This is a genomic window from Acidovorax sp. SUPP3334 (assembly GCF_030159055.1).
Lineage (GTDB): Bacteria > Pseudomonadota > Gammaproteobacteria > Burkholderiales > Burkholderiaceae_C > Paracidovorax.
This window is the reverse complement of record NZ_BQXQ01000077.1, coordinates 1-6,675: the sequence shown is the minus strand read 5'-3', so window position 1 is coordinate 6,675 and position 6,675 is coordinate 1. Positions and strand designations below refer to the sequence as shown.

General features: G+C 65.5%; 7 protein-coding genes and 1 pseudogene. 2 read left to right on the top strand and 6 right to left on the bottom strand.

Annotated features, from left to right (window positions below):
• Positions 1-111: 111 nt before the first annotated feature.
• Positions 112-696 (top strand): TetR/AcrR family transcriptional regulator, encoded by a 585-nt coding sequence (locus AVHM3334_RS23135; RefSeq protein ID WP_284415797.1) that lies wholly within the window; start codon positions 112-114, stop codon positions 694-696.
• On the opposite strand, the gene AVHM3334_RS23130 is transcribed toward AVHM3334_RS23135, so the two are convergent.
• From AVHM3334_RS23130 to AVHM3334_RS23110, 5 genes and pseudogenes are all read right to left on the bottom strand, one after another.
• Positions 642-1,136: a hypothetical protein gene (locus AVHM3334_RS23130; RefSeq protein ID WP_284415796.1), complete on the bottom strand. Its 495-nt coding sequence runs from the start codon at positions 1,134-1,136 to the stop codon at positions 642-644. The genes AVHM3334_RS23135 and AVHM3334_RS23130 overlap by 55 nt on opposite strands.
• A 22-nt stretch (positions 1,137-1,158) precedes the next feature.
• On the bottom strand, positions 1,159-2,679 hold the full coding sequence (locus tag AVHM3334_RS23125; protein ID WP_284415795.1) for a tyrosinase family protein: 1,521 nt from the start codon (positions 2,677-2,679) through the stop codon (positions 1,159-1,161).
• A 55-nt stretch (positions 2,680-2,734) separates the two neighbouring features.
• Positions 2,735-4,756: a multicopper oxidase family protein gene (locus AVHM3334_RS23120; protein WP_284415794.1), complete on the bottom strand. Its 2,022-nt coding sequence runs from the start codon at positions 4,754-4,756 to the stop codon at positions 2,735-2,737.
• A gap of 127 nt (positions 4,757-4,883) precedes the next feature.
• Positions 4,884-5,456: a peroxidase-related enzyme gene (locus tag AVHM3334_RS23115; protein WP_284415793.1), complete on the bottom strand. Its 573-nt coding sequence runs from the start codon at positions 5,454-5,456 to the stop codon at positions 4,884-4,886.
• 167 nt (positions 5,457-5,623) lie between these two features.
• Positions 5,624-5,737 (bottom strand): annotated as a pseudogene (locus AVHM3334_RS23110) (IclR family transcriptional regulator); the annotation flags it as partial.
• Between the two features lie 70 nt (positions 5,738-5,807).
• On the opposite strand from AVHM3334_RS23110, the gene AVHM3334_RS23105 reads away from it, so the two are divergent.
• On the top strand, positions 5,808-6,569 hold the full coding sequence (locus tag AVHM3334_RS23105; RefSeq protein WP_284415792.1) for a tripartite tricarboxylate transporter substrate-binding protein: 762 nt from the start codon (positions 5,808-5,810) through the stop codon (positions 6,567-6,569).
• Here AVHM3334_RS23105 and AVHM3334_RS23100 read toward each other — a convergent pair.
• The coding region (locus AVHM3334_RS23100) for an integrase core domain-containing protein (RefSeq protein ID WP_284415798.1) at positions 6,549-6,675 on the bottom strand (127 nt) is incomplete at its 5' end. The genes AVHM3334_RS23105 and AVHM3334_RS23100 overlap by 21 nt on opposite strands.

Genomic DNA, 6,675 nt, shown 5'->3' with positions numbered 1-6,675 from the left:
GGGTATCGCTCAGGTACTCTTGCAGCAGCATTGGCTATCGCTTGACCTCTATGGTCAAAGCTCGATTGATCAAGCCTGCACTGTACAAACAACAAAGGCCCCGAAGGGCCTTTGCTTAACTTACTGGTATTGGCCCAGGTGGCCGGCTTTTCGATCAGCACGCTCTACCAGTACTTCCCGTCGAAGGAGGCCATCTTGCTGGCCATGGTGGAGCGCGAGCGCAACCGGGTTCAGCAGCAGTTGCGCGAATTGCTGGATGAGGCAGTGGCCGAGCAGCGCGATGTGCGCAGCGTGCTGCGCGACATGGTGCGCCTGCTGGTGACCGCGTTCGGCATTGGCGGCCATTCCAAGCTGTGGCGCGGCATGGTGCGGCTTGGCTGGCGCATCGACCACCACGACCGCGTGACGGCCGCGCTGCGCGAAGGGGCTGAGCGCAATGCTCTGGCACTGGCTCGCCTCATCGAGGTAGGCGACACCTCGGTGTGCCCGCCCAGCCCGGCCATGATGTTCGTGGCGACGCGGGCCATCATGGGCACGATCCGCAGCGCCGCGCTGGAAGACTCACCCTTGCTGGGCCAGCCCGCGTTCGAGGACGAACTGGTGCGCATGCTGTGGGGATTGCTGCGCGCGGATGCCCCGGATCAAGCGGGGGAAAGTTCGATGGACACCTCGGCCCGGCCCCCTTCGCCGGGATGAGCACCCGCATCGAATCCGATCTGAAGGCACACAGGCCGACCGGCCTGAAGCAGATGGGCATACCCCGCCAGCGACAACGTGAATCGCTGGCTGCGCTGTGGCTGCTCGGCCGTGAAGGCTTGCAGCGGGTGGACTGCAAAACGGGTGATCTCCCGTGGGGTCGGCGGGGTGCCTGCGAGCAGGGAGGCGACCAGGCGGCCTGAGCTGGGCCAGGGTGGTTCGAAGGCGTGCAGCACGATCACTGCGCGCTGGCGGTCGTCCTGCAACGCCCGCAGATCGGTCGCTGACGGAGTCACGCACACCTGGGCCGCCACCGCGCCGGTGACCACGGCTTTCGCGGCGACAGCAGGCGGAGCCTGACCCATGGCGCAGGCAAACGAGGCATGCACCCCGGTGAGCGCCATGGCCAGCATGAGGGTCACGGTTGAAGGGCTGGCCATGTCTCGCTACCGGGATGCCGCGTCAGATGAGCGCGATCTCGATCGAGCCGGGCACGACCGTGCCGACTTGCGAGGGCGGGGTGCCCGCCACCGGCAGCGCGACCAATTGCACCGTCACCGTGTCGTTCTGCAGCCCCTGTGTCTGCGCCAGGCGCCGCAGCGTGTCGGTCAGGTTGACGAGGGTCGAGGGCAGGTTGCTGCCGTGCTCTCCGTCACCGTGGCCGTGTCCATGCCTGAGAAAGCTGAGCGTCGTCACGAAGTGCGGGTCGGTGACCGGCACCTCCGGCCCGACCGTGCCGCGATTGACGAAGACCCGTATCGCGCGCACGTTGTCCGCGATGCGGATGTCCGAAATCACGGCCACGATCTCGCGGGGGGCGCCCGTGGGGGGCGCCGAGGGGGAGGCCTGCAGTGGCCCCAGGGCATTGGCACCCAGCTGGAACGGCACGCCCATCGAAGTGGCGGCCACGGCGGCTGCCATGTCGGTCTTCTTCAAGCGCAGGAGGTTGCCGCCAGCGGCAGGGTTGAACAGCGCGGACAGGTTGGCCCGGCGCTGCGGATCGGTGGGCTGGTTGTCGGGTTCGGGAAGCGTGTCGTAGGTGTAGCCCAGCGCAGCGGTGCTCAGCAGGTCGCGCACTCGCTTGGTATAGAAGGTGCCGTCGGGTGCGATGTAGTTGTCGCGAAATGGCATTTCCAACCACAGCGGATCGTTCGAATTCTGGCGGCCGAGCGCATTCCAGGAGGTCCAGATGCGGTCGATGTTGCTGTGGTGCATCATGAAAATCGGGTCGCGTGGCGAGTTCGACTCCGGCATGAATCCGCCGATGTTGTTATGCACGTTGTTGTGCGGCGTGCGCTCCAGAATGCCCTGGTTGCCGCCTCCCATGGGTACCCATTTGGCATCCAGGTTGTTCTGCACGATGGGCTTCTTCGGGTTGCTTCGATCGACCGAACGGCTGGTGCCGAAGGCCTCGTAGCTCGTTTCCTGGTAGATCTTGCGGATCACCTCCGGGCCGACCAGCTCGTCGGTCAGGGCATTGGCGCCGGTGAGGGGGTTGCGCACCATGGACGGATCGTCGCCCTTGCCCGGCACGTACAGCGGATTGGGCTTGCCCTGGTAGGTCTTGTCGGTGAAGGCGGCCGGCAGTTCACGCAGCGCGGTCCAGTCCCAGTACGGCATGGCGAAGTCGGGGTGGCGGGTCAGGGCAGCGGCCGTCCTTTCATACATCTCGACGAAGCCGCGGTGCCAGGGCAGGAAGTACCAGTCGCCGTGCGGGCAGTATTTGAAGTTGTGTGCGTCCCCGTGCTGGTTGGCGAAACCTCGCCAGCTGACCCGCGCGGTTTGCGGCCGGGCCCGCATGATGCCCACGAAGTCCCGGTACGCGGAGAGGTCCGGGTCGTCCAGCGCCATGGTGTTGACGCAGCGGCGGATGCGAAGTTTTGCCGCGGCCACGGTCTTCACCAAGCCGGGCACCATGCCCGAGAAGGTGCTGATGGCGCCGACGGCGACCACGGTCTTCAGTGCGTTTCTTTTGCTGATCATGTCGATTTGCTCCCTCGTTTGGTTGTCGATGAACTCCATGCAATGCACCGCCCGTTCAGTGGTGGCCCTTGCTCGCACCACCGGCCCCATCGGGCACCGCCACCCGGACGATCTGCATCATTCCCTGGTCTTCATGGTCCAGGATGTGGCAGTGCAGCACGTAGTCGCCGATGTAGCGCTGGTAGCGAGTGGGCACGATGAGCGTGTATTTGCCGTTGGGCTTTTCCTTGGTCGCGATGTTCTTCACCCAGAGCGTGTCTTTCCAGACGCCTTTGAGCCCACGGTACTGAGGGTCGACCGCGCCGCCGGCGTCGTCTTGCGCGTCCGGCCCGGACACATCCTTGCCGTCCGGATCGAGGATCTTGACGATCTGGAACGGGTTCACGTGGATATGGAACGGGTGGCTCACGAAGTCCGATTGCAGCGTCCATTCATCCACGCCGCCCAGCGCCAGCACGCGGTCGATGCGGTTCGGATCGACCGGTTTGCCGTCCACCTGGAACTGGATCGGCTTGGCGGTCAGGTCTATGTTGAAGGCCAACGTCTGCGTACCGGTGACCTCTCTGTCCTGCACGGTGGCGTGGGGCACGAAGCTCGAAAGCCGCAGACCGTTCTTCAGATCGGCGATGACTTTGCCCTGCACGTCGCTGGGCAGGTTCGCCGCAGCCGCCGCCAGTTCCGCAGCCAGGTAGGCAGATACGTCCTGCGCCACGGGACCACCCGGTGCCACCTTGCTGACCACGCCGAGCAGCTGGCGCGAAGGCGGTGCCTGATTCACGTTGGCCGAGGGTGGCGAAGCACCGTCGATCACGCAGTAGTCGCCTGCTTCCGGGAACACCATCAGCGTGTCCCAGCGGTAAGCGGGCTGGTAGATGGTCTGGGTGCTGCGGATGGCGGCGGCGGTGGTCAGCCCGTCGGCCGCGATCAGGTGCTGTTGCAGCGGGGCGCCGGTGCAGTTCTGTTCGATGTAGGCGTCGTGCTCGCTGGCCTTCAAAGCCTGTGCGCTGCGCGCACCGGTCCGCAGCTTGCGGAATTCCAGGTTGATGGTGTCGCGCACGCCGCCGTGGATGGTGCGCCAGCGCTCGATCTGGCCGGCCTTGGCGCCTTCGAAGTTGGGCAGCACCTGGCCGTTGATGCTGGTGTAGCGGCCCGACGCCGGCCAGGTGCCGGGGCCGAACTGGTCCTTGTCTTCCTTGTCCACGGCCTGGTAGTGCTCGATGGTGCCGACGTCGCCTTCGTTGCAGCGGTAGGTGCCGTCGGGGTTGAACTGGATGCGGTTGTCCTGGTCGCGGCAGGCGTACTGAATCTGCTGCAGCACCACCACCCGTTCCTTGAACGATTGGCGGGCCGTGGGGCGCAGCAGCGTGTCCACATCGCCGGTCTGCGTGGGCGTGGGCGGCCGGTCGCCTCGGATGACGAGGGCGCCCGCCATGCCGCTGGCCACTTGCAGCGCGGTGGAGTCGTGGCGGTGCGTTTGGTACCAGAACGTGCCTGCGGGATGGTCCGAGGGAATGTTGTATTCGTACTCGAAGCTCACCGTCGGGTTGATCGAGATCAGCACGTTGTCGCCGTTGCCAGCCGGGTTCACCCACAGGCCGTGGGTGTGAAGGTTGGTGCCGTTAAAGCAATGCGGCGTGTTGACCCCGCCGCTGAAGGCGGTGCAGCTCGGGTCGGGCGGCAGCTGGTTGTTCAGGCGGATGCGGATGGTGTCGCCGGGACGGATTTCCAGCATGGGCGAGACGAAGGGCGCCTTCGGATCGACGCGGGTGTCCTGGTAGCTGCGCAGATGCACCTTGTCGAAGCGCTGCTCTGCGGGGTTCCACAGCTTGCCGTCGGTGTAGACGACGTTCAGGTCGAGCGATGCTTCATGGGAGACGGGTGCCCGCGTCGCCTGGCTGGCGGAAAGCCGCAGGGTGCGGGGCGGCTTGCGCTGCAACTCCAGCAGGGGCGGGTTCTTCACCCCCCGTGCAGTGTCCGTCTGGGCCTGTGCGGGCAGTGCCGCGAAGCACGCCAGTGCGGCGGCCAAAACAGTGGTGGCGGTCTCGGGTGCGCACGCGTTCCGAAACGCGAGTTCCATGGTTTTCCTCCCCCTCTTACGGGTATTCAAAAGCCGAGATGGCTGCTGATCGCAACTCTTGCCTGAATGGCTTCGGCCCAGTATGGAGGACGCCGTGGGGGCGGGTCAACGCCTTTTCGGTGGCAGGCTATTTTTGGCGCGGCACGCGGCCCATCAGGTAGAACTCGGGGTTGGGCTGCATGCCGGCAAAGCTCGCCATGCGGTTCGACAGCCCGAAGAACGCGGTGATGGCCGCGATGTCCCAGATGTCCTCATCGTCGAACCCATGCGCGTGCAGCGCGGTGAAGTCGGCATCCTCGATCTCGTGCGAACGGCTGCACACCTTCATCGCGAAGTCGAGCATCGCGCGCTGGCGCGGGCTGATGTCGGCCTTGCGGTGGTTCACCGCCACCTGATCGGCCACAAGGGGTTTCTTTTCGGAGATGCGCAGGATCGCACCGTGCGCGACCACGCAATAAAGGCACTGGTTCACGGCGCTGGTGGCGGTGACTATCATCTCGCGCTCGCCCTTGGTCAGGCTGCCTTCTTCCTTGAGCATGAGGGCGTCGTGGTAGGCGAAGAAGGCGCGCCATTCGGCCGGGCGGCGCGCAAACGCGAGGAACACGTTGGGCACGAAACCGGCTTTCTCCTGCACCTCGAGGATGCGCGCGCGGATGTCTTCAGGCAGGGTGGCCAGGTCGGGAAAGGGGTAGCGGTTCAAGGTCTGTCTCCTTCGATGGGGTGGCTGGCATCCTACTCATAAGACGGTAACTTGCCGAGCACGCCAGGACAAGAAAGCCAGCATTCATGCGGTTTTCGAGGCGATCAATGTTCCCCAAGTTACTGACTTCTCAGTAAAAGCTTTCACGGATGCGGTTATGGATGCCGTTACGGGTGCCACTGGCTCGGGCGGGCCTGCACCGGAGAGGCGGCGGCTGCCGTGCTGCTGCCGGCCAGCGCGTAGGAAAGCCGGGTGGCCGCCGCCACCACGGTCTGTGCCATCGGCCGATGGATACACGCTGCTCTTCGGCGCCACCAACCACACGATGATCCCGGGCTCTACGCCGGCCGCGTGAAGTTCGACGCGGTGCGGTCTTTCACGCCGCTGTGCACGGTGGCGACCAGCCCGACGGTGCTGGTCGTCGGGCCGGGCCTGCCGGTCAAGTCGCTGGCCGACTGCATGGCCCGCGCGCGCAAGGAGCCTGGCCATGTCACGGCCGGCACGGCGGGCGTGGGCAGCTCGGGCCACTTCGCCACCGAGATGTTCGCGCGGGCCAACGGCCTGCGGATCAACCACGTGCCCTACAAAGGCGCGGCGCCCGTCGTCACCGACCTGATGGGCGGCCAACTGGACAGCTCCTTCGCCACGCTGGGCTCGGTGCTGCCGCAAATCCGCAGCGGCAAGCTGAAGGCGCTGGCCGTGGCGTCGCCCAGGCGTTCGGTGTTGCTGCCCGAGGTGTCCAAGTTTGCCGACGCTTGGTACGGCGTGCATGACCCGAGAGGCCGGCTGTACTGCCTGCGCCCCAACGGGCAGATACATCTGCTGCTGAGAAACGTGCCCAGCCCCAACGGCGTGGCGCCGTCGCCGGACGGCCGGGTTCCGTGCCTTTCGGTCACGCTGGGCAACTGCGTATGGCGCGTGCCGTTGCTGCCCGATGGCGGCATTTCCAAGGTCAGCCAGTTTTTCATGCCCTACGGTCCGAGCGGCCCTGACGGCCTGGCCGTGGACGAGGATGAGCGGTTGATGGTCGCCAACCCGGGCTTGGGCTATGTCTGGGTGTTCAACGCGCGTGCGGAGCCCGAGCGGGTGCTGCTAGATGTCGAGTTGCAATAGGTTATACCCGGCAAGTCGGGAAGCTGGAGGTCTGTAGCCCAAGGCCGAGTGGGGCCTCCTGGCGTTGTAGTAGCTCAGGAACGCAGGCAACCATGCTGTGCGTTCC